19 protein-coding genes and 1 riboswitch are annotated in these 21,447 nt (G+C 71.5%); of the genes, 16 read left to right on the forward strand and 3 right to left on the reverse strand.

Going from position 1 to position 21,447, the window contains the following annotated elements:
• Positions 1-4 precede the first annotated feature (4 nt).
• The 4 genes from dxs to ACFVYF_RS08070 all read left to right on the forward strand — a co-directional run bounded on the left by dxs (position 5) and on the right by ACFVYF_RS08070 (position 4,470).
• A complete protein-coding gene (dxs, locus tag ACFVYF_RS08055; protein WP_389452561.1) occupies positions 5-1,900 on the forward strand; it encodes a 1-deoxy-D-xylulose-5-phosphate synthase in 1,896 nt (631 codons plus the stop codon).
• Complete coding sequence (locus ACFVYF_RS08060) at positions 1,897-3,360, forward strand: aspartate aminotransferase family protein (RefSeq protein ID WP_389452564.1); 1,464 nt, start codon at positions 1,897-1,899, stop codon at positions 3,358-3,360. Before dxs ends, ACFVYF_RS08060 begins: the two co-directional genes overlap by 4 nt.
• A 319-nt stretch (positions 3,361-3,679) precedes the next feature.
• Positions 3,680-4,324 (forward strand): helix-turn-helix domain-containing protein, encoded by a 645-nt coding sequence (locus tag ACFVYF_RS08065; RefSeq protein WP_389452567.1) that lies wholly within the window; start codon positions 3,680-3,682, stop codon positions 4,322-4,324.
• 29 nt (positions 4,325-4,353) lie between these two features.
• Entirely contained in the window at positions 4,354-4,470 is a 117-nt protein-coding gene (locus ACFVYF_RS08070; RefSeq protein WP_389453581.1) for a DUF6126 family protein, read from the forward strand.
• Positions 4,471-4,488: 18 nt separating this feature from the next.
• On the opposite strand, the gene ACFVYF_RS08075 is transcribed toward ACFVYF_RS08070, so the two are convergent.
• Positions 4,489-5,286, reverse strand: coding sequence for a tyrosine-protein phosphatase (locus ACFVYF_RS08075; RefSeq protein ID WP_389452570.1), 798 nt, complete (start codon positions 5,284-5,286; stop codon positions 4,489-4,491).
• A 594-nt stretch (positions 5,287-5,880) separates the two neighbouring features.
• A riboswitch (cyclic di-AMP (ydaO/yuaA leader) is annotated at positions 5,881-6,042 on the forward strand.
• Positions 6,043-6,044: 2 nt separating this feature from the next.
• Between ACFVYF_RS08075 and ACFVYF_RS08080 the strand changes: the two genes are divergently transcribed.
• Both ACFVYF_RS08080 and ACFVYF_RS08085 read left to right on the forward strand, forming a co-directional pair.
• Positions 6,045-6,896 carry a peptidoglycan DD-metalloendopeptidase family protein gene (locus ACFVYF_RS08080; protein WP_389452573.1) on the forward strand — a complete coding sequence of 284 codons (852 nt, stop codon included), beginning with the start codon at positions 6,045-6,047 and terminating at the stop codon, positions 6,894-6,896.
• A gap of 271 nt (positions 6,897-7,167) precedes the next feature.
• Positions 7,168-7,953 carry an SGNH/GDSL hydrolase family protein gene (locus tag ACFVYF_RS08085; protein ID WP_389453583.1) on the forward strand — a complete coding sequence of 262 codons (786 nt, stop codon included), beginning with the start codon at positions 7,168-7,170 and terminating at the stop codon, positions 7,951-7,953.
• A gap of 215 nt (positions 7,954-8,168) precedes the next feature.
• On the opposite strand, the gene ACFVYF_RS08090 is transcribed toward ACFVYF_RS08085, so the two are convergent.
• Entirely contained in the window at positions 8,169-8,789 is a 621-nt protein-coding gene (locus ACFVYF_RS08090; RefSeq protein WP_389452577.1) for a TetR/AcrR family transcriptional regulator, read from the reverse strand.
• Between the two features lie 62 nt (positions 8,790-8,851).
• Positions 8,852-10,042 carry a Glu/Leu/Phe/Val dehydrogenase dimerization domain-containing protein gene (locus tag ACFVYF_RS08095; RefSeq protein ID WP_389452580.1) on the reverse strand — a complete coding sequence of 397 codons (1,191 nt, stop codon included), beginning with the start codon at positions 10,040-10,042 and terminating at the stop codon, positions 8,852-8,854.
• Positions 10,043-10,355: 313 nt separating this feature from the next.
• On the opposite strand from ACFVYF_RS08095, the gene ACFVYF_RS08100 reads away from it, so the two are divergent.
• The 10 genes from ACFVYF_RS08100 to ACFVYF_RS08145 all read left to right on the forward strand — a co-directional run bounded on the left by ACFVYF_RS08100 (position 10,356) and on the right by ACFVYF_RS08145 (position 21,391).
• Complete coding sequence (locus tag ACFVYF_RS08100; protein ID WP_389453585.1) at positions 10,356-11,585, forward strand: MBL fold metallo-hydrolase; 1,230 nt, start codon at positions 10,356-10,358, stop codon at positions 11,583-11,585.
• Between the two features lie 359 nt (positions 11,586-11,944).
• Complete coding sequence (locus tag ACFVYF_RS08105; RefSeq protein ID WP_389452583.1) at positions 11,945-14,284, forward strand: ATP-binding protein; 2,340 nt, start codon at positions 11,945-11,947, stop codon at positions 14,282-14,284.
• 86 nt (positions 14,285-14,370) lie between these two features.
• Entirely contained in the window at positions 14,371-14,805 is a 435-nt protein-coding gene (locus ACFVYF_RS08110; protein WP_389452586.1) for a roadblock/LC7 domain-containing protein, read from the forward strand.
• 2 nt (positions 14,806-14,807) lie between these two features.
• Complete coding sequence (locus ACFVYF_RS08115) at positions 14,808-15,179, forward strand: DUF742 domain-containing protein (RefSeq protein WP_389453588.1); 372 nt, start codon at positions 14,808-14,810, stop codon at positions 15,177-15,179.
• On the forward strand, positions 15,157-15,756 hold the full coding sequence (locus ACFVYF_RS08120) for an ATP/GTP-binding protein (RefSeq protein ID WP_389452589.1): 600 nt from the start codon (positions 15,157-15,159) through the stop codon (positions 15,754-15,756). The genes ACFVYF_RS08115 and ACFVYF_RS08120 overlap by 23 nt, the downstream gene beginning before the upstream one ends.
• Before the next feature lie 58 nt (positions 15,757-15,814).
• Complete coding sequence (locus ACFVYF_RS08125; RefSeq protein WP_389452592.1) at positions 15,815-16,405, forward strand: GAF domain-containing protein; 591 nt, start codon at positions 15,815-15,817, stop codon at positions 16,403-16,405.
• 43 nt (positions 16,406-16,448) lie between these two features.
• Positions 16,449-17,633 carry a Gfo/Idh/MocA family protein gene (locus ACFVYF_RS08130; RefSeq protein WP_389452595.1) on the forward strand — a complete coding sequence of 395 codons (1,185 nt, stop codon included), beginning with the start codon at positions 16,449-16,451 and terminating at the stop codon, positions 17,631-17,633.
• A 246-nt stretch (positions 17,634-17,879) separates the two neighbouring features.
• Complete coding sequence (gene tdh, locus ACFVYF_RS08135; protein WP_389452598.1) at positions 17,880-18,908, forward strand: L-threonine 3-dehydrogenase; 1,029 nt, start codon at positions 17,880-17,882, stop codon at positions 18,906-18,908.
• Between the two features lie 41 nt (positions 18,909-18,949).
• A complete protein-coding gene (locus ACFVYF_RS08140) occupies positions 18,950-20,143 on the forward strand; it encodes a glycine C-acetyltransferase (RefSeq protein ID WP_389452601.1) in 1,194 nt (397 codons plus the stop codon).
• A 348-nt stretch (positions 20,144-20,491) separates the two neighbouring features.
• Complete coding sequence (locus ACFVYF_RS08145; protein ID WP_389452604.1) at positions 20,492-21,391, forward strand: LysR family transcriptional regulator; 900 nt, start codon at positions 20,492-20,494, stop codon at positions 21,389-21,391.
• Positions 21,392-21,447 lie beyond the last annotated feature (56 nt).

Genomic DNA, 21,447 nt, shown 5'->3' on the forward strand with positions numbered 1-21,447 from the left:
GAGCGTGACGATTCTGGAGAGCATCCGGGGACCACGCGACCTGAAGGCGCTGTCCGAGGCGCAGACCGGTGAACTGGCCGGTGAGATACGCGAGTTCCTGGTCCAGGCGGTGGCCAGGACCGGCGGACACCTCGGGCCCAATCTGGGGGTGGTGGAACTGTCCATCGCCCTCCACCGGGTCTTCGAGTCACCCGGTGACCGCATTCTGTGGGACACCGGCCATCAGAGCTATGTGCACAAACTGCTCACCGGCCGCCAGGACTTCTCCAAGCTGCGCAGCAAGGGCGGCCTCTCCGGCTATCCCTCGCGCGAGGAGTCCGAGCACGACATCATCGAGAACAGTCATGCCTCGACCGCACTGGGCTGGGCGGACGGCCTCGCCAAGGCCCGCCAGGTGCAGGGCGAGCGCGGCCATGTCGTCGCGGTCATCGGCGACGGCGCGCTGACCGGCGGTATGGCGTGGGAGGCGCTGAACAACATCGCCGCGGCCAAGGACCGCCCGTTGATCATCGTCGTCAATGACAACGAGCGCTCCTACGCCCCGACCATCGGGGGCCTCGCCAACCACCTCGCCACGCTGCGGACGAAGGACAGTTACGAGCGGGTGCTGGCCTGGGGGAAGGACGTACTGCTGCGCACGCCCGTCGTCGGGCGCACCCTCTACGAGTCGCTGCACGGCGCGAAGAAGGGGTTCAAGGACGCCTTCGCGCCGCAGGGCATGTTCGAGGACCTCGGCCTCAAGTACGTCGGGCCGATCGACGGGCACGACATGCGGGCGGTGGAGTCGGCGCTGCGACGGGCCAAGGGCTTCCACGGGCCGGTCCTCATCCACTGCCTCACCGAGAAGGGCCGCGGTTACGAGCCCGCGCTCGCACACGACGAGGACCGCTTCCACACCGTCGGCGTGATGGACCCGCTCACCTGCGAGCCCCTCGCGCCCTCCAACGGCCCTTCCTGGACCTCGGTGTTCGGCGACGAGATCGTCCGCATCGGGGAGGAACGCGACGACGTCGTGGCCATCACCGCGGCCATGCTGCACCCGGTGGGCCTCGGCAAGTTCGCCGAGCGGTTCCCCGGCCGGGTGTGGGACGTCGGGATCGCCGAGCAGCATGCCGCCGTGTCGGCGGCCGGGCTCGCCACCGGCGGACTGCACCCCGTCGTCGCCGTCTACGCGACCTTCCTCAACCGGGCCTTCGACCAGCTGCTGATGGATGTCGCGCTGCACCGCTGCGGAGTGACCTTCGTGCTGGACCGGGCCGGCGTCACCGGGGTGGACGGCGCCTCGCACAACGGCATGTGGGACATGTCGATCCTCCAGGTCGTGCCCGGTCTGCGGATCGCCGCGCCGCGCGACGCCGACCAGCTACGGGCCCAGCTCCGGGAGGCGGTCGCGGTCGACGACGCCCCGACGCTCCTCCGCTTCCCGAAGGAGTCGGTCGGGCCGACGATTGCCGCGGTGGACCAGGTGGGCGGCATGGACGTGCTGCACCGCGCCGACCAGCCCGAGGTCCTCCTCGTCGCCGTCGGCGTGATGGCTCCCGTGTGTCTGCAGGCCGCCGAGCTGCTGGAGGCCCGGGGCATCGGCTGCACGGTCGTGGACCCGCGCTGGGTCAAGCCGGTGGACCCCTCGCTGCCGGGCCTGGCCGCGGAGCACCGGCTCGTCGCCGTCGTTGAGGACAACAGCAGGGCGGCCGGGGTCGGCGGCGCCGTCGCCCTCGCGCTCGGAGACGCCGAAGTCGACGTGCCGGTACGGCGGTTCGGCATTCCCGAGCAGTTTCTCGCGCATGCCAAACGCGGTGAGCTGCTCGCGGACATAGGCCTCACACCCGTCGAGGTCGCCGGACGGATCAGTGCCGGCCTGGCGGCGAAGGACCAGTTCGCCAAGGAGAAACAGGAATGACCAGTCCTTCAGGGACGGCTCCCTCGGAGGAGCCGCCCGTCACCGGGGAGTCCCCGGTCGGGAAGTCCCCTTCCGGGAAGCCGGAGTTCGACCTCGGCGCGCTGCTGGCCGAACGCGGAGCCGAGCGCTACGAGCTGCACACCCGGTACCTCAATCACCAGCTCCCGCGCATGCTGCACACCATCGGCTTCGACAAGGTCTACGAGCGGGCCGAGGGCGCCCACTTCTGGGACGCGGACGGCAACGACTACCTGGACATGCTCGCCGGGTTCGGGGTGATGGGCCTGGGCCGCCACCACCCCGTGGTCCGGGCGGCGCTGCACGACGTCCTCGACGCCTCCCTCGCCGACCTCACCCGCTTCGACTGCCAGCCGCTGCCCGGGCTGCTCGCGGAGAAACTGCTCACCCACAGTCCGCACCTGGACCGGGTGTTCTTCGGCAACAGCGGGACGGAGGCCGTCGAGACCGCGCTCAAGTTCGCCCGGTACGCGACCGGGAAACCGCGCATCCTCTACTGCTCGCACGCCTTCCACGGGCTGACCACCGGGTCGCTGTCCGTCAACGGCGAGGACGGTTTCCGCGACGGCTTCGCACCGCTGCTGCCCGACACGGCCGTACCGCTCGGCGATCTGGACGCGCTGGCAAGGGAGTTGAAGAAGGGTGACGTCGCCGGCCTGATCGTCGAACCCATCCAGGGCAAGGGTGTGCACGAGGCCCCGCCCGGCTATCTGCGCGCCGCCCAGGAGCTGCTGCGCAAGCACAAGGCACTGCTCATCGCGGACGAGGTGCAGACCGGGCTCGGGCGGACCGGCGACTTCTACGCCTACCAGCACGACGAGGGTGTCGAGCCGGACCTGGTCTGCGTGGCGAAGGCGCTGTCGGGCGGCTATGTGCCGGTGGGCGCCACGCTGGGCCGGGACTGGATCTTCAAGAAGGTCTACTCGTCCATGGACCGCGTCCTCGTCCACTCGGCGAGCTTCGGCTCCAACGCGCAGGCCATGGCGGCCGGACTCGCCGTGCTCTCCGTACTGGAGAACGAGCAGATCGTCGCCAACGCCCGCGCCATGGGCGAGCAGCTGACCTCGCGGCTGGCCGCGCTCGTCGACAAGTACGAGCTGCTGAGCGACGTCCGCGGCCGGGGCCTGATGATCGGCATCGAGTTCGGACGGCCGCAGTCGCTGAAGCTGCGCAGCCGCTGGGCGATGCTGCAGGCCGCGCGCAAGGGACTGTTCGCGCAGATGGTGGTCGTACCGCTGCTGCAACGGCACCGCATCCTCACCCAGGTCTCCGGCGACCACCTGGAGGTGATCAAGCTGATTCCGCCGCTGATCATCGGCGAGCGGGACGTGGACCGGTTCATCGAGGCCTTCACCGCGGTGATGGACGACGCGCACAGCGGCGGCGGACTGATGTGGGACTTCGGGAAGACGCTCGTGAAGCAGGCGGTGGCGAACCGGTAGGGGTGGGCGCCGGCCGGGCGGGCCGACGCGGCCCGCCCCTCTCGCCTGGGGCTGGCTGTGCGGTGGAGCGGCTGGAGTGGCTGGGCTGTGCTGTGGTGCCGGCCGGAGCGGTGAGGTTGCGCGGTGGGGCGGCTGGAGGGGCTTGGCCTGTGCGGTGGTGCCGACCGGAGCGCTGGGGCTGTGCGGTGGGGCGGCTGGAGTGGCCGATGCTGTGCGGTGGCTCGGGCGAGCGCCTTCGCGGACCGGGGCCGGCCGGAGCCTTCTTGCCTCTGAGGCAAGAAATTTGCCTGCCGGGCAAGCCTGCGGCTCAATGGAAGACATGAGCCCTGTCGAGGGTACGACCCCTTCCCGGCCGGGTGCTTCCGACGGACTTCCCGTCGTCGCGCCCCAGCTCCGTGCGCTGCGGCGCCGAGCCTCGCTGACCTTGGAGGCGGCGTCTCGCGCCGCCGGGCTGTCGCCCGCCCATCTCTCCCGTCTGGAGACCGGGCAGCGCCAGCCCTCCCTGCCGATGCTGCTCGCCCTCGCCCGCATCTACGGCACGACGGTCTCGGAGCTGCTCGGCGAGACGGTCGCCGAGCGGGACGCCGTCGTGCGGGCCGCCGATGTCGAACCGAGCGAGGCGGGCGGCTGGACCTACTGGCAGGCCGGCGCCCCCGGACGCGGAATGCAGGCCCTGCGCGTGCACGTCCCGTACGGGGCGCAGGGCGACATCGTGCGCGTCCACCCCGGCGAGGAGTGGCTGTACGTCCTCCGCGGGCGGCTACGGCTGCGGCTCGGGGACACGGCGCACGCCCTCGCGCCGGGCGACAGCGCGCACTTCGACTCGGACACCCCCCACCGCATCGCGGCCGCCGACCGTGACGGGGCCGAGCTCCTCTTCGTACACACCCTGCTGCAGAGCCCCGCCGCCGCGCTGTGCCTCGGCCCGGCGACGGAGCACCCGACCCCGGGAGAGACGTCATGACCGAACCCACCGAGCCCGCCCGGCGGTCCATGGAGGAGAAGTTCCCCCGCGCGCTGTGGGTGCGGCTCCTCGTCTACGTGGCCGTGGGCCACCTCTTCGCGCTCTTCGTCTACCTGCTCTTCACGCTGGGCGCGCAGAACCAGTAGCCGCCGGTCACCGCGGGGTCAGTCGAGCAGCCGCTCGCGCAGGCGGTCCCGCAGCTCCGGGGTGATCTTCAGTCCTTGATCCAGGTAGGCGTCGACTCCGCCCCAGGTCGCCTCGATCGTCTCGAAGGCGGTGTTCAGATACTCGGCGCGGGCGTCGAAGAGGGGGCTGAGCAGCTCCATGACCTCCGGGGAGTACGCGGAGGCGGAGGAGCTGCTGCGGTGCACCTTGTAGCGACGGTGTGCCGCGTTCGACTCCAGGTAGTCGGCCAGGATGGCGTCGCGCTCGACGCCGAGGGCGAGGAGCGTCACGGCTATCGACAGGCCCGCGCGGTCCTTGCCCGCGGCGCAGTGCATGAGCGCGGGCACGCTGTCCTCGGCCAGTGCGTGCAGCACCTGGGAGTGCTCGGCTGTGCGCTCCTTGATGATCGTGCGGTACGAGCCGATCATGCGGTTCGCCGCCTTGCCGTCCGAGAGGATCGCGCGCAGCTGGTCGATGTCTCCGTCCCGGACCATCTTCCAGAACTCGGCGCCGTCCGCCGGGTCGGTCAGCGGCAGATTCACGTTCCGCACGCCGGGGAGCTCGACGTCCGGGCCTTCCAGGCGCTGGTCCGCGGCGTTGCGGAAGTCGAAGATCGTGTGCAGCCCGAGGGAGGCGAGGAACGCGGCGTCCTCCTGCGTGGCGTGCGCCAGGTGACCGCTGCGGAACAGCTGCCCGTACCGCACCCGTCGGCCGTCCACGGTGGGCAGGCCGCCCACGTCGCGGAAGTTGCGCACTGCTGCCAGCTCCGGCTCGGTCGACGGGATCTGCTGCGTCACGAGGGCTCCTCCCATTCGTCCGCCGGCGCAGCTCTGCGTGCTCGCCGACGGGGTCCGCTCTCGACGATACGACATGGGTTCCCGGGGCAATGAGTTGTCCACAGGCGCTGCCCGCGAGGCACCAGGGCCCGGGGAAGCCGCGCCGCTCCGACTGCGTGGCCCCGACCCGACGGAAGCGTACGAGTGCCGCGAAACGGGCGAGGTCCACCGAGGCGCGATGCTGCCGCACCACGGCTGCGGACCGAGCCGCAGGGCGGCACCGATGTGAGGATTGTCCGTCGGTATCGCATCTGACTGTTCTAGGCGATTTGCCGTCTTCGGACCAACTACCCATGGAATAGGGGCAGCTGGGGCGCGAGCGCGTGAGCAGCGTCATATTCGTGACAATGCGTCGCGGTTCGACGTTCTCAACCTGCCCGATTTACCTGGGGATTACCTGCCCGACAAGATCACCCATCCACGGACAGTGACCGGTAATTCGGGCATGGATCAAGAAAGCGGTGCGCACAGGAAACCCACAAGCTTGTAGACGCGCTCTCATCTCGCTTACGTTCACCCTCACTCCGGACGGACGCCCAATCCTGCCGCCGCCCGGTATCCCGCACACCCACCCGTGTACGGCAGGAGCGGGGGACCCACAGGTACCACGCCTGTTCCGGTCTCCGGAACGGCTAGGGGTTAAGCCGCGCGAAGCGCGGCCGGGCAGCTCCAGCTCGCACCCGACAGCTCACCTCGCAGGCGCCGGAGAGGAAATTCCCATGCCCGCGAAGGGTAAGCACCGCCGTCCGAAGTCCCCGCGCTTCTCCCGCTCGATAGCCGTCGCCGGAACCGGCGGCGCCGCACTCGCACTGCCGCTGATGGGGGCCACCGGCGCGCACGCCGCCACTCCGGCGGCCGCCGTGTCCTCGGCTCCGCAGAAGGCCGCCGCCGCGGCTCCGAGCGCCGCCGAGAAGGCCTCGACGAAGACGTACGCGGTGAAGGCCGGTGACTCCCTTTCGAAGATCGCCGGTGACCAGCACGTCAGCGGCGGCTGGAAGAAGCTGTACGACGACAACCGCACGGTGATCGGCGGCGATCCGGCCCTGATCCACCCGGGTCTGAAGCTCACGCTCGGCGGGAAGGCCGCTTCCCCGGCCGCCAAGTCGTCCGGCAAGTCGACCCAGACGACCAAGACGACGCCCGCCAAGCCCGCGGCCGCTTCCGGCTACACCCTGCCCGTCCAGGGCGCCACCATCGGCACCTCCTACAAGACCGCGGGCAGCATGTGGTCCAGCGGCTACCACACCGGTGTCGACTTCGTGGTCCCGACCGGCACCAGCATCAAGTCCGTCGCCGCGGGCACCGTCGTCTCGGCCGGCTGGGGCGGCGCCTACGGCAACGAGGTCATCGTCCGGCACGCGGACGGCCAGTACTCGCAGTACGGCCACATGTCGCAGCTCTCCGTCTCGACCGGCCAGACCGTGACCAGCGGTCAGCAGCTCGGCCTGTCCGGCGCGACCGGCAACGTCACCGGCCCGCACCTGCACTTCGAGATCCGCACCACGCCGAACTACGGCTCGGACGTGGACCCGGTCGCGTACCTGCGCGCGCACGGCGTCACCGTCGGCTGACGCCCGCACCGCCTCCGTAGGCCGGCCCCCTGATCCCCGGGGCCGGCCTTCGGTGTACCGCGTGCCGGGCGAGGTTTCCGCTCCCGGACCGGACTGTTGGGTATTGAGGCTCGTCAACTGTCCCTGAGTGCGCTGTTATTCCGGATTGACCAATACTTGACGAGTGGCTTTTGTCACCGCGCGTCAACCCTTTAATACGGTCGCGTAGGTCACATCGGAAGGTGAATTATGGCTCGATGTGGCAGACGATTCGAAGAGTGACAACAGATCAGTGATCGGGTCGTACGTGGCGGTGGGGGACAGCTTCACCGAAGGCGTCGGCGATCCCGGTCCGGACGGGGCCTTTGTCGGCTGGGCCGACCGGTTCGCGGTGCTGCTCGCGGACCGGCGTCCCGAGGGCGACTTCGGCTACACCAATCTCGCCGTACGCGGCAAACTGCTCGACCAGATCGTCGAGGACCAGCTCCCGCGGGCCAAGGAGCTCGCGCCCGACCTGGTCTCCTTCTGCGCGGGCGGCAACGACATCATCCGGCCGGGCACCGACCCCGACGAGGTCGCCGAGCGCTTCGAGCGCGCGATCGCCGACCTCACCTCGGCAGTGGGCACCGTCCTGGTGACGACCGGCTTCGACACCCGTGGCGTGCCCGTGCTGAAGCATCTGCGCGGCAAGATCGCCACGTACAACGGACACGTGCGGGCCGTCGCCGACCGCTACGGCTGTCCGGTGCTCGACCTGTGGTCGCTCAAGACGGTCCAGGACCGGCGGGCCTGGGACGGCGACCGGCTCCATCTCTCGCCCGAGGGCCACACCCGGGTCGCGCTGCGCGCGGGCCAGGTGCTCGGCCTGGAGGTACCGGCGGACCCGGACCAGGCCTGGCCCCCGCTGCCGCCGCGCGGCACGCTGGAGGTCCGCCGGGACGACATCCACTGGGCGCGCGAGTACTTGGTGCCCTGGATCGGACGCCGGCTGCGCGGTGAGTCCTCCGGCGACCACGTGGCGGCGAAGGGGAGTCTGTCGCCGGACGACATCAAGACGTGGATCGCGTCGGCGGTCTGAGGCGGCCGGCCCGCCACGGTGTGGCCCACCCGCCACGGTGTGGCCCACCGTGGAGTGGCCACCACGTCGCGGCCGATCTCGGCGCGGTTGCCCGGGCGGCGCGGCGCGGCTTCCGGTGCGCGCGTCGGGACCGGTCGCCGCTCCGGAGGGATGCGGAGAGGCCTACGCGACTGCGGTGCTCAACGTGCGTGCGGAAGCCCGGACGTGTGCACGGCTCAGCGTGTCGACGCGGTCAACGCCTCGCGCTCCAGCCCCAGTTCGCGCGCGAGTGCCTCGTCGACCCACTCCTGTGTGCGCGCCCGCGAGACCGCACCGGGATACGCGGTCATCTGTACGGCGAGCCCGTCCAGCAGGGCCGTGAGGCGCAGGGCGGCGCTCGCCGGGTCGGGGCAGCGGAACTCGCCCGCGGCCACACCCTCGGCGATCACCTCGGTGATCGCGGCCTTCCACTGCCGGTCGAGATCCTGCGTGACCTCCCGCAGCACCGGCTCGCGCAGTGCCGCGGCCCAGCCCTCGATCCACAGGCGCCAGCCCTTGGCCTGACCGGTCGGCGCGTACCAGCGCACCGCCGCCCGCAGTCGCCGTAGCGCCGACGTACGACGGCCGACCAGCTTGCGCAGGCGGGCGAGATCGGCCTCGGCCGCGAACGTGAACGCCTCGGCGACCAGCTTCTCCTTGGTCGAGAAGTGATAGAGCACCAGCGCGTTGCTCACGCCGAGCGCGGCGGCCACATCGGCGATCCGCACCGCCGCGATGCCCCGCGCCTCGATCTGCCCGATGGCGGCCAGCAGCAACTCCTTGCGCCGCTCGCCCACACTCAACCGCACTCTCGCCACGCGGCAACCCTAATCCGTCGCGGGCCACCCCTGCGGCGCGGGGCCGACTCCACCGAGGAGCCTCACCGGTACCAGCCGAAACGCTCCGCGATCACCGGCAGCCGGTCGGCGACGATGGCCTGTGCGGCCGCCCGGGGAGTCGTGCCGTCGGCCTCCGCGCGGGCCAGCACCCGGTCGATGAGGGCGCGCATCGAGCGCCGGGTGTACGCGAACGCCTCGTCCGCGTGCGGACCGATGTCGCCGAACAGCGTCCACCACCACCAGGCGTTCGTACCGGAGTTCACGACCACGTCCGGCAGGACCGTCACCCCGCGCGCGGCGAGCAGCGTCTCCGCAGCGGGCAGGACGGGCATGTTGGCCGCCTCGACGATCCAACGGGCCTTGATCCAGCGCTGGTTGTCTGTGTCGACGGCGTACGAGACGGCCGCCGGGACCAGGACCTCCGCGTCCGTGTGCAGCCAGGCGTCACCGGGCTGTTCACGGTCGGCTGGCCGCAGGGCGCCGCGGTCGACCGTCCCGAACGCGTCGCGCGCGGCGAGCAGGGCGTCGATGTCGAGCCCCTCCGGGTTGCCGATCGTGCCCTTGATGTCGGCGACGGCCACCACGGTGAGCCCCGCGCGCGTGAGGAACCGCGCCGTCGCCCCGCCCATCGTGCCGAACCCCTGCACGGCCACGCGCGTACCCGCGTACGGCACGCCCGCCCGGTCCAGGGCCGCGAGCACGGACTCGGCGACACCGCAGCCCCCGACCAGTTCGTCGAGTCCGATGCCGTCCACCTCGACCGCGAAGGCGTCAGCGAGCCGTCGCCGCGCGGTCGCCTCGTCGTCGAGCAGCGGATACACGGCCTGGATGGACGAGACGAGCCCCGCCTCGGCGGCGGCCCGGTCGACCATGTCCTGGCTGAGGCCGAGGTCCTCCCCGGTGGTCCAGCAGCTCTCGAGGTACGGGCGCATGGCCCGCAGATAGCGCACGAGCACGCCGTACGCCCGAGGGTCCTGCGGGTCGCAGTCGATGCCGCCCTTGGCGCCGCCCAGCGGGACGTAGTGGCCCTCGGGGTTGTAGTGGAGGGCCTCCTTCATGGTCATACCGCGCGCGAGTCCGGCGACCTCGTCCAGCGTGCAGCCCTCCCGCATCCGCAGCCCGCCGCTGGAGACGCCCCGTACGAGCCGGTCGACGACGAGATGGCCCCGGCGTCCGGTGACATGGTCGGTCCAGGTGAGGGTCAGCAGCGGGGCGTCGTCGCGGGCGGTCATGCGGTCTCCTTGTGCGGGCGGTGCCCTGTCGTGTTCCGGTGCGGTGGCCGTGGCCGGAACTCCGGGCGTTCCGGTGCGGTGACCGTGGCCGGCAGCTGACGACGGCAACTGAATCGCGGGTCAGTATCCGGAGTGCGTGACTCCTGTGTCAACGTTGACAGTCGAACGATTGATCGGCCCTCGGGGCGGGTGCCGTTCACGGGACAGCTGTGCCCTGCACCCCGGGGACACCGTGTTGTCACCCGCTGGACCCGGCGCTGTCGGCGGGGCGGACCATAATGGAATGCCAGACCGACTCCACCTGGAGGTAACCGTGACCGGTTTCCGTTCCCTGAGCTCCGGGCTCCGCTCGTTGCGGCCCGCCGCCTTCGGCGCGGATCCTGCCGGCGAGCGCATGGAGCGCATCCGCAGATCGCCGAACTTCGCGGACGGTGTCTTCCAGAATCCGCAGGGTGCCCGCATCCGCCCCGACGGATCCATGATCGAGCTCGCGAAGGTCTTCTTCCGCAAGGAGGAGCGCGCCCACCGCGCCCCGGCCGGCACGGTGCCCGTGCACCCCACGACCGTCGCCGACCTCGCCAAGCCTCCGGCGAGTGGGCTGCGGATCACCTGGATGGGACACTCCAGCGTTCTCGCGGAGATCGACGGGCACCGGGTGCTCTTCGATCCGGTCTGGGGTGACCGCTGCTCCCCGTTCGCCTTCGCCGGACCCAAGCGGCTGCACCCGGTGCCCCTCCCGCTGGCCGCCCTCGGCCCGGTCGACGTCGTCGTCATCTCCCACGATCACTACGACCACCTCGACCTGCCCACCATCAAGGCGCTGGCCGATACGGACACCGTCTTCGCGGTGCCGCTCGGCGTCGGCGCGCACCTGGAGCGCTGGGGCGTCTCCGCGGACCGCCTGCGCGAGCTGGACTGGAACGAATCGACGAAGATCGGCGGCCTCTCCCTGACCGCCACCCCGGCCCGGCACTTCTGCGGGCGGGGCCTGCGCAACCAGCAGCACACCCTCTGGGCCTCCTGGGCGGTCGCGGGCGACCAGCACCGGATCTACCACAGCGGCGACACCGGCTATTTCGAGGGCTTCAAGGACATCGGCGCCGAGCACGGCCCGTTCGACCTGACGATGATCCAGATCGGTGCGTACAGCGAGTTCTGGCCGGACATCCACATGACGCCCCAGGAGGGCATGCGGGCCCATCTGGATCTCCAGGGCGGCCGGCCCGCCGGTGCGATGCTGCCGATCCACTGGGCCACGTTCAACCTCGCGACCCACCCCTGGGTGGAGCCGGGCGAGGGCACGATCGAGGCGGCCGAGGCGGCCGGCGCCCGTATCGCCCTGCCGCACCCCGGAGAGCCCTTCGAACCCACGGCCGAGACCATTCCGTCCGAGCCCTGGTGGCGCGGTGTCGCGGTCGAACCCAGGGGCGGCTGGGCCACGCTCGCGAAGGCTGTCGCCACGACGACGAGCACCACACCGGGTAACCCTCCGCAGGTGTCGGCCGACGGCAGCGGAGAGCCGGAGACCGTCCCCGCGGGGTGACCGCGGCAGGGAGAAGGCTGGAGGGCGAGGGCCGAGGAGCGCAGTGCTCCTCGGCCCTCGCCGTCTGTTCGTGACTGCTTCTGAACAGCTCTGATCGGCGTCGGCGTCCCATGCGAACGGGCGTCCGAGACGGTATCGGTCTGTCGTGCGACACCTCATACCAGAGCGGGACCCTCTGCGGGGGACTTTGTCAACTGCCCACCGCACATGATGCGTTGGCGACTACTGTGAGTGGCCGTCGGGCGACGCAGGGCCGATTTCTTCGGCCCTCTCGACCGGCACCGCGATGGCGCACGCCCGAGTCGCGCAGACCCGCGGGAGCCTCCCCCTGCCCCCGACGCACCAGTACGAGGACGCCGATGTCTCACCTTCGCGCACCGGCCGCACGCGCAGACCGCCGTGAGGGCGGGCGGCACGGACGACCCGTCACCCGTGCCACTCCGCCACTGCCCGAGACCCATATACGGCCCCAACTGCTGCGCCTGGCCGTCCTGCCGCCCGTCGCGGTGGCACTCAGCGGCTGCGCCGCGGTGCTGTTCACCGTCCGCACCACCGGGGTACGGCCGAGCCCGACCCTGTGGACGATCCTCGCCGGAGCCGTGGGCGTGGCCTTCGCCGGGATCGTGATCGGCGCCTTCGCGGCCGACCGGACCGCCCGGTCCATGAGCGAACGTCTCGGCGCCCTGCGCCGCACCAGCGCCCGTGGCGAGGCGGATCTGCGCGCCCTCGTCGAGGCACTGCGCCGCGGCGAGGGGCCGCCCGCCCGCAGGCCGCGCAGCGGTCCGCCCGCGGACGCCGACGACTTCGAGCTGCTCGCCGCCGACCTGGCACGCGCCCGCGACGGCGCGATGACCGCGGTGGTCCACGCTGCCCAACTCTCCAGCCAGGCGGGCAGCGAACAGAAGGTCGAGGTCTTCGTCAATCTGGCCCGGCGGCTCCAGTCCCTCGTGCACCGCGAGATCTCGATCCTCGACGAGCTGGAGAACGAGATCGAGGACCCGGACCTGCTCAAGGGCCTCTTCCACGTCGACCACCTCGCCACGCGCATCCGGCGCCACGCCGAGAACCTCGCCGTCCTCGGCGGCGCCGTCTCGCGCCGGCAGTGGAGCAACCCGGTCTCCATGACCGAGGTGCTGCGGTCCGCGATCGCCGAGGTCGAGCAGTACTCGCGGGTCAAGCTGGTGCCGCCGATCGACGGCACCCTGCGCGGGCACGCGGTCGCCGACGTGATCCACCTGCTGGCCGAACTCGTCGAGAACGCCACGGTCTTCTCGGCCCCGCACACCCAGGTCCTGTTGCGCGCCAATCTCGTCACCTCGGGGCTCGCCGTCGAGGTCGAGGACCGGGGCCTGGGCATGCCCGTCGGCGAACAGAGCAAGATGAACGCGCTGCTCGCCGACCCCGACCAGGTCAATGTCGCCAGCCTGCTGCAGGACGGCCGCATCGGTCTCTTCGTGGTCTCGCAGCTCGCCCGGCGGCACGGCATCCATGTCCGGCTCCAGACCAACATCTACGGCGGAGTCCAGGCCGTACTCGTCGTGCCACAGGCGCTCCTGGGTACGGCACCGGGGGCGCCCGGAGAGCCGGTGCAGGCGCGTCCGCACCCGCAGCCGCAGGAGGCGACCGGGGCGCCACGGGTCCCGGTGAGCCCGCAGTACGCGACGACTTCGGCGCCCGTCTCGGAACCGGAGCCGGTCCGGCACTCCGCGTCTGCCTCCGTTTCGGCCCCTGTTTCGGCCCCCGCGCCGGTTTCCGTGCCGGGGCAGGCGAGCGGGGCACGGGAGCCGCGATCCGCGCGACAGCCGTCGGCGCCGCGACGGGATCCCGCACCGTCCGCATTGCCCGGTCCGCCGTCCGGCCTGCCCGGGGCGTCCGCCGCCGAGGGGGGCCGTCCGGCTCCGCTGCCCATGCGCGGCGCCCGTCCGCAGCGGCCCACTCCCGCGGAGGCCCTGCCCGGGGTCCGCCCGGAGCACCGGCCGACGGTGGACGGGAACACGTCAGTGCCGCCCACCCCGCGCGGCGGCACGGTACGCGGCACCATGGGTAAACCGCAGCTGCCCCGGCGGCGGGCGCACGAACACCTCGCGCCCCAACTGCGCGGGGGCCCCACGCCCCTGCCCCGGCCGGACGCCGACCAGCACGTCGGCCACGATCCAGGTCTGATGGCCGCGTTCCAGCGCGGGATCGGGCTCGCGGAGGCAGCCGCGCACCGGGAGACGGACCAGGGCGACACCGGCCCTGTGGAGACCGGCCGCAGAGAGGCGGGCCTCGGGGATGCCGGCGTACCCGCGCCTCCCGACGCCCACACCCGTCTCGACGTACCGGCCGCCGATGTGTCACTCACTGATGTGTCACCCGTCGACGTGTCACCCGCCGATGTGTCACCCGCCGACGTGACGGACCAGGGTGTCGCGCACCTGAGGGCGGCAGACCTGGACGGACGCGCCATGGAGGGTGCGCACATGGACGCGGCGCACATGGACGTCGGCCACACGACTGCGGCGCACGTGGACGCCGGCCACATGACTGCGGCGCACAGGGAGGCGACGCACTGGGACGGACCGTCCGCGGACGTGCGGCACATAGGCGAAGCGCGCTCCGCGCACGCGTCCGCGCACTACGAGGCGCGCGGGACACGGGAAAGCGCGCCCGCGCCCGACCGCACGGCCCGGCACGACGGGAGCACACCGGCCGGATGACGAGCGCTCTCCTCACCCCCCACTCCAGCCTCACCCCCACTCACCCCGCTCCCGGGGACCTTCGTATTCCAAGGAGTCGATCCACCATGGCGAGCGACGCGCCGACCGCCCATGTATCCGATCTCGACTGGCTGATGAGCGGCCTCGTGCAGCGCGTACCGCACACGAAGAGCGCGGTACTCCTCTCCTGCGACGGACTGGTGAAGTCCGTCCACGGCCTCGACCCGGACAGCGCCGACCACATGGCCGCGCTGGCCGCCGGTCTCTACTCGCTCGGACGCAGCGCGGGCGTCCGCTTCGGGGACGGCGGCGACGTACGACAGGTCGTCGTCGAACTCGACTCCACGCTGCTGTTCGTCTCCACGGCCGGCTCCGGTACCTGTCTCGCCGTGCTCGCCGGGCGGGAGGCCGACGCCGCGGTGCTCGGGTACGAGATGGCGATGCTGGTCAAGAGCGTCCGCCCGTATCTGATGACCGCGCCCCGGCAGGCCGCCGTCGAACCCTCGGCGTCGAGGCCTTGAGCGTGACCGCGGCCGGCGACGGGCCCTGGCTCGATGATGCGGCCGGACGCCTGGTACGCCCCTACACGGTCAGCAACGGCCGGACCCGGCCGACGACCGCGCTCGATCTGCTGTCTCAGGTGAGGGCCACCGGAGCAACCCCGCTCGGCTACCTCGGCCCGGAACACGCCCAGGCGCTCGAACTGTGCCGGGGACCCGTCTCGGTCGCGGAGATCGCCGCGCATCTCAAGCTGCCGGCCGCGGTCACCAAGGTGTTGCTGTCCGACCTCGTCGACTGCGGGGCACTGACCACCAAGGCTCCCGCCTTCCACCACAACCCCACTGACCGGTCTCTTCTGGAGGCAGTGCTCGATGGATTACGACGACAGCTCTGACCCCTTTCCCACCGCACTGAAGATCCTGGTGGCGGGAGGGTTCGGAGTCGGCAAGACGACCTTCGTCGGCGCGGTGAGCGAGATCGCGCCGCTGAGTACGGAGGAGCTGCTCACCACGGTCAGCGCCGCGACCGACCATCTCGACGGCATCGAGAACAAGGTCGAGACGACCGTGGCGATGGACTTCGGGCGCATCACCCTCGACCCGGAACACGTGCTCTATCTGTTCGGCACCCCCGGGCAGCAGCGGTTCTGGTTCATGTGGGACGAGCTCTCGGAAGGCGCGCTCGGCGCGGTGATCCTCGCCGACACCCGCCGGCTCGAGGACTGCTTCGCCGCGGTCGACTTCTTCGAGCAGCGCGGCCTCGGATTCATCGTCGCGATCAACGAGTTCGACGGCTCGTACCGCTACGACCCCGAGGAGGTGCGCGCGGCCATAGACCTCGATCCCGAGGTGCCCGTGGTGCGCTGCGACGCCCGGATCTCCAGCTCCGGAGTGCAGACCCTGCTCACCCTGGTACGGCACCTCATCGCCCACGCGCCGACGCGCACCCCGAGTCACGGAGCCCATAGGTGAGTTATGACCAGGTCAGGGAGCTCTCAGCTGAGCACCCGTCATATCAGGGAGCACGCACATGAGTTACGACCCGCCGCGCCCGGCAGGTCGTCTGCTGCTGACCCCGGAGGACAAGGACGCGCCGGCCCGGGTACGGCGGCTGCGCCGGCTCGGGCTGGGGGAGCGGGCCGAACCGGCCTTCGACGCGTTCGCCCGCCGGCTCGCCGAGGTCACCGCGGCGCCCTACTCCATGGTCAACTTCATTGACGAGAACCGGCAGTTCTTCGCCGGACTGCACACCCCGGACGGCGCGGGCTCCGGCGCTGTGCTCACCACCGCCGTGGCCGCGGACGGCCGCAAGCGCACGCTGGGCCGCCAACTCTCGCGCGACTACGGCTTCTGCCCCCATGTGGTGGTCCGGCGCAAGGCGTTGGTCCTGGAGGACGTCTGTGACTACCCGCGGTTCGCCGGGAACCCGGTGGTCGACGAGATCGGCATCCGCTCCTATCTGGGCGCGCCGCTCATCGACCGCACCGGCATCGCCCTCGGCACGGTCTGTGTCGTCGACGTCGAGCCGCGCCCCTGGGGCCGGGCAGGCCTGGAGACCATCAAGGCGATGGCGGCGGAACTGGTCGCGGAGCTCGAACGCCGGGAGAGCGGCGGCATCTGACCCCGCCCTTCCCTTCCCGTACCACCGCTCGGAAAGGGGCACCATGACCGACCTGCGTCTCGGCGTGCTCGGCTTCGGCCTGCGCGGTTCGCTCGCCCGGATCGCCCACCGCCCCGGCCGGGGCTCCCGCGTGACCGTCGTCGCGGAGCACGACCCCGTGCTGCGGGACCGTGCCGCCGACCGCATCCCCGGCGTCCGTACCGTCGGCGACCATCGCGAGGTACTCCACGCCCCGGACGTCGACGCCGTGCTGGTCCTCACCCCGGACCACACCCACGCCGACCTCGCCTGCGCAGCGCTGCGCGCGGGCAGGCCGGTGCTCGTCGAGAAGCCGCTGGACATCACGATCGAGCGCTGCGACCTCATCCTGCGCACCGCCTTCGAGACGGGCACCCGGCTCTACGTGGGGCACAACATGCGGCACATGCCGGTGATCCGGCGGATGCGCGACCTCATCGAGCGCGGCGACCTGGGCGTCGTCAAGACCGTGTGGGTACGCCACTTCGTCGGCTACGGCGGCGACTGGTACTTCAAGGACTGGCACGCCGAACGCCGTTGCACCACCGGCCTGTTGCTGCAGAAGGGCGCCCACGACATCGACGTACTGCACTGGCTGGCCGGCGGCTACACCCGGCAGGTGCAGGCGCTGGGCGATCTCATGGTCTACGGCGATCTGCCGCACCGCCGGCCACCGGGGGAGCCGAAGGCCGACGACTGGTACACGGAGGACGGCCACTGGCCCCCGCGCACCCAGCGGGCGCTCAATCCCGTGATCGACGTCGAGGACGTGTCACTGGTCAACATGCGTCTCGACAACGGCGTGCTCGCCACCTACCAGCAGTGCCATTTCTCGCCCGACTACTGGCGCAACTACACCGTCATCGGCGACGCGGGCCGGCTGGAGAACTTCGGTGACGGGCCCGGGGCAGTGGTGAAGGTCTGGAACACCCGGCGCTCCGGCTACCGGGAGCGGGCCGACGCGGAGTACCCGGTGCCGGATGCCGCGCAGGACGGCGGGCACGGGGGCGCCGATCCGCTGCTGATCGACGAGTTCCTGCGGTTCGTCCGCGAGGGAGGCCGCACCGACACCTCGCCGGTGGCCGCGCGGATGGCGGTCGCCGCCGGCTTCCGGGCCACCCAGTCGCTGCGGGACGGCGGCTCCCCGCGCGAGGTACCCGCGCTCGATCCCGGCCTCGTCGCCTATTTCGAGCGCGGGCAGACGCGGTAGGCGGTGGACGGACAGCCGTGCACCGCCGGGACCGCTGGATCCGTGCGGGTACCCGGCGACGGCAGGGCCCGGTTTCGGTGAGGCGTGAAGGAAAGCTGGGGCGGCGCTTAAGAAAACCTCGATGGACCGGGGGCACCGCCGTACGGCAGATTTCTACGGGATCTCACCCCGTCTTTCTCACCCCCTCCCCGGTACGGGCTCCTTCGGCATGCCCGGGTCCGGGACTCACCCACAGGAGCCGTTGCGTTGAAGGCGCTCGTCAAGGAGAAGGCAGAGCCCGGCCTCTGGCTCACGGACGTCCCGGAACCGTCCATCGGCCCCGGTGACGTACTGATCAAGGTCCTCAGGACCGGGATCTGCGGTACGGACCTGCACATCCGCAACTGGGACGGCTGGGCGCAGGCGTCGATCACCACCCCGCTCGTCGTCGGGCACGAGTTCGTCGGTGAGGTCGTCGAGACCGGCCGCGACGTCGCCGACATCAAGGCCGGCGACCGCGTGAGCGGCGAGGGCCACCTGGTCTGCGGCAGGTGCCGCAACTGTCTGGCCGGTCGCCGCCACCTGTGCCGGGCCACGGTCGGACTCGGGGTCGGCCGCGACGGCGCGTTCGCCGAGTACGTGGCGCTGCCCGCCGCCAACGTGTGGGTGCACCGCGTTCCCGTGGACCTCGATGTCGCCGCGATCTTCGACCCGTTCGGGAACGCCGTGCACACCGCCCTCTCCTTCCCGCTGGTCGGCGAGGACGTCCTGATAACGGGCGCCGGTCCGATCGGCCTGATGGCCGCGGCGGTGGCCCGCCACGCCGGCGCCCGCAACGTCGTCATCACCGACGTCAGCGAGGAGCGGCTGGACCTCGCCCGCAAGATCGGCGTGAGCCTCGCGCTGAACGTCTCGGACGCGACCATCGCCGACGGCCAGTGCACCCTCGGCCTGCGCGAGGGCTTCGACATCGGCCTGGAGATGTCCGGGCGGCCCGAGGCGATGCGCGACATGCTCGCCAACATGACGCACGGCGGCCGTATCGCGATGCTCGGCCTGCCCTCCCAGGAGTTCCCGGTCGACTGGTCCCGGATCGTCACCTCGATGATCACGATCAAGGGGATCTACGGCCGGGAGATGTTCGAGACCTGGTACGCGATGTCGGTCCTGCTCGAAGGCGGCCTCGACCTCGCCCCCGTGATCACCGGCCGGTACGGCTACCGCGACTACGAGGCGGCGTTCGCCGACGCGGCGAGCGGCCGCGGCGGCAAGGTCATCCTCGACTGGACTGCCTGATCTTCCGGCTCGGTTTGCCTCTGCACCTTATGGAGTCCCCCATGTTCAACTCTGTTCGCGACGATCTCCGCACCACCCTCGACGAGATCCGCGCCGCGGGCCTGCACAAGCCCGAGCGGGTCATCGGCACCCCGCAGTCCGCGACCGTCAGCGTCACCGCGGGCGGCCGCCCCGGCGAGGTGCTCAACTTCTGCGCCAACAACTACCTCGGTCTCGCCGACCACCCCGAGGTCGTCGCCGCGGCCCACGAGGCCCTCGACCGCTGGGGCTACGGCATGGCGTCCGTGCGCTTCATCTGCGGTACGCAGGAGGTGCACAAGGAACTGGAGCAGCGGCTGTCCACGTTCCTGGGCCAGGAGGACACGATCCTCTACTCCTCATGCTTCGACGCCAACGGAGGCGTCTTCGAGACCCTGCTCGGCGCCGAGGACGCGGTGATCTCCGACGCGCTCAACCACGCCTCGATCATCGACGGAATCCGGCTGTCCAAGGCCCGTCGCTTCCGTTACGCCAACCGCGACATGGCCGACCTGGAGGCCCAGCTCAAGGAGGCGTCCGACGCCCGGCGCCGGCTGATCGTCACCGACGGCGTCTTCTCGATGGACGGCTATGTGGCGCCGCTGCGCGAGATCTGCGACCTCGCCGACCGTTACGACGCCATGGTCATGGTCGACGACTCGCACGCCGTCGGCTTCGTCGGCCCCGGCGGCCGCGGCACCCCCGAACTGCACGGCGTCATGGACCGCGTCGACATCATCACCGGCACCCTGGGCAAGGCACTCGGCGGCGCGTCCGGCGGTTACGTCGCCGCCCGCGCCGAGATCGTCGCCCTGCTGCGCCAGCGCTCGCGCCCGTACCTCTTCTCGAACACGCTTGCCCCGGTGATCGCGGCGGCCTCGCTGAAGGTGCTGGACCTGCTGGAGTCGGCCGACGACCTGCGGATCCGGCTCGCCGAGAACACCGCGCTGTTCCGCTCCCGGATGACCGCCGAGGGCTTCGACATCCTCCCCGGCGACCACGCCATCGCCCCCGTCATGATCGGCGACGCGTCCGTCGCCGGACGGATGGCGGAGCTGCTCCTGGAGCGTGGCGTGTACGTGATCGGCTTCTCGTACCCCGTGGTGCCGCAGGGACAGGCCCGGATCCGGGTGCAGCTGTCCGCCGCGCACTCGAGCGAGGACGTGAACCGGGCGGTCGACGCGTTCATGGCGGCACGCGCGGAACTCGAAGGCTGACGCGGGCGCCGGGAGGCCCGTACCCGCGGGCCGGCCGGGGCACCAGTACTGGCGGTCCGGCCGGGCGTCCGTTCCCGTGGTCCGGCCTGGGCGCCCGTACGGCGGCCCGGCCGGGCGTCCGTACGGCGGCCCGGCCTGGGGCCGGCGCCGGAGGTCCGGCCGGGCGCCGTCCGTACCCACGGGTCGGTCCGAGTGTCCGTATCCACGGGTCGGTCCGAGTGTCCGTACCCACGGGCCGGTCCGAGTGTCCGTACCCACGGGTCGGTCCGAGTGTCCGTATCCACGGGTCGGTCCGGGCGGACGGGCGTGAGGGCTCAAAGGCCCGCGTGACCTGAGAGAATCGGTCACATGATCGAAGCGCGGCGGCTCCACATCCTCCGTGCGGTGGCCGACCACCGCACGGTGACGGCGGCTGCCGCCGCGCTCTATCTCACCCCGTCGGCGGTCTCCCAGCAGCTGGCCGCCCTGGAGCAGGAGACCGGTCACCGGCTCGTCGAGCGCAGCGCCCGCGGCGTACGGCTGACGCCCGCCGGCGAGATCCTGCTCAGTCATACGAATGTGGTCCTGGCCCAACTGGAGCGCGCCGAGGCGGAGTTGGCCGCGTACAGCTCGGGCGCGGCGGGCACGGTCACCGTCGCCTCCTTCGCGACCGGCATCGGCCTGGTGGTCGCTCCCGCGCTGGCCCGCCTCGCCACCACCGCACCCGGTATCCGGGTCCGCGTCCAGGACGCCGAGGGGGACGCCAGTCTGCCGATGGTCCTGGACCGGCTGGTCGATGTCGCGGTCGCCGTCGAGTACCGGGGCGCCCCCGCCGCGGACGACCCGCGTCTCACCCATGTCCCGCTGTACGCCGAGCCCTTCGACGCGGTCGTGCCGGTCACCCACCCGCTGGCCGACGCCGGCGAGGTCCCGCTCGCCGGACTGGCCAAGGACCCCTGGATCGGGCCCTACCCCGGCAACCCGTGTCACGACGTGGTCGTCCTGGCCTGCGAGAGCGCGGGATTCCAGCCCCGCCTCGAGCACTCCTCGGACGACTTCCGGGCCGTCGTCGCCCTCGCCTCCGCCGACGCGGGCGTCGCCCTGGTGCCCCGGTCCGCCCTGCGCGGCATGGATCTCACGGGTGTGGTCGTCCGCCCGGTCGACGGCACCGCCCCCACCCGCCGCGTCTTCGCCGCCGTACGCCGGGGTGCCGAGGATCATCCGCTGATCCGGCCGGTGCTGGAGGCGCTGGCCAAGGCCGCGACCTGAGGGGTCGGGGCTCGCGCCGCGACCCGGCCGCCCTTCGGTCGGCAGGACGATTCCTG

It is taken from the genome of Streptomyces sp. NPDC058274 (genome assembly GCF_042881375.1).
GTDB lineage: Bacteria > Actinomycetota > Actinomycetes > Streptomycetales > Streptomycetaceae > Streptomyces.